At 51.2% G+C, this 205-nt stretch carries 1 tRNA gene; it reads right to left on the bottom strand.

Annotated features, from left to right (window positions below):
- Window positions 1–73: transfer RNA gene (locus AAEY62_RS25315), tRNA-Met, on the bottom strand.
- Window positions 74–205 lie beyond the last annotated feature (132 nt).

Genomic DNA, 205 nt, shown 5'->3' with positions numbered 1-205 from the left:
TGCGGGAGCCGGATTTGAACCGACGACCTTCGGGTTATGAGCCCGACGAGCTACCAGACTGCTCCATCCCGCGCCTGAAATTTGTAGACTTATTTAAAGTTGCTTACATTACAACTTGGCTTCCAATTAAAAATTGGTTGCGGGAGCCGGATTTGAACCGACGACCTTCGGGTTATGAGCCCGACGAGCTACCAGACTGCTCCAT

Source organism: Pseudoalteromonas sp. GW168-MNA-CIBAN-0100 (genome assembly GCF_040309225.1).
In the GTDB taxonomy this organism is placed as follows: Bacteria; Pseudomonadota; Gammaproteobacteria; order Enterobacterales; family Alteromonadaceae; genus Pseudoalteromonas; species Pseudoalteromonas arctica.
Note: the sequence above shows the minus strand (reverse complement) of the source record. Positions and strands in the feature narration are given on the sequence as shown.